Source organism: Variovorax glucosi (assembly GCF_051216695.1).
GTDB lineage: Bacteria > Pseudomonadota > Gammaproteobacteria > Burkholderiales > Burkholderiaceae_C > Variovorax.
Map to the genome: position 1 here is coordinate 1 of NZ_JBPJZE010000276.1, position 823 is coordinate 823.

Sequence of the window (823 nt, forward strand, 5' to 3'; positions counted from 1 at the left end):
GCCCCGGTTGGGCTGCACCGGCGCGTGCAGGCCGACCTGCGGTGCCAGCTCGCGGCTGCCGAGGCCGGCTGCGAGCACCACGCGCGGCGCGTGCCATGTGGCCGCGCCGGCCTCGATCTCGAAGCCGCCGGCCTGCGGCGTGATCCGCGTTACCCGGCTGCCCTGCGCGAAGTGCACGCCGTGATGGCGGCAGGCCGCGTGCAGCGCACGCAGCAGCTTCAGCGGATTGGCGTGGCCATCCATCCGCGTGTAGCTCGCGCCCGCGACCGCGGGCCCGACGCCGGGCAGCCGTGCCTTGAGCGATGCATGGTCCAGCATCTCGAAGGCGTAGTTGCCGTCGAGCGCGTCGCTGATGCTGCGCATGCGCGCTTCGCGTGCCTGCAGCTCGTCGTCGGAAAAGCAGAAATGAAAGCCGCCGGGCTGGCGCAGTTGCACGTCGATGCCGGTGTCGGCGTTCAGTGCCTCGGCGAGCTGTGGCCATTGCGCGGCCGATTTCATCGTCCAGCGCGCATACGGCGTCATGCCGAAGCCCTTGCCCTGGACCCATACGAGCCCGAAGTTGCCGCGCGACGCACGAAACGCATCGTCGCCCTCGTCGAGGACGGTCACGCGAATGCCGTTGCGCGCCGCGCCGTAGGCCAGCGCGGTGCCGACCAGGCCGCCGCCGACGACGATCAAATCACTTGTGTTCATGGGATGCAGAAAAAGAAATGCCCGGACGCGAGCAGATGGGCAGAGACGGGCAGGGCGCGTTCAGCCCTTGCCGATCAGCACGCGGTCGAGGCCGACGAGGCGGTCGAGCAGCACCATCAGCACCACCGTG

The 823-nt window shown here is 69.7% G+C and carries 1 protein-coding gene; it reads right to left on the bottom strand.

Features of this window, described 5'->3' with window-relative positions:
* On the bottom strand, window positions 1–693 hold a 693-nt coding region (locus ACSFA3_RS24920; protein WP_435508032.1), incomplete at its 3' end, for an NAD(P)/FAD-dependent oxidoreductase.
* Window positions 694–823: the final 130 nt, after the last annotated feature.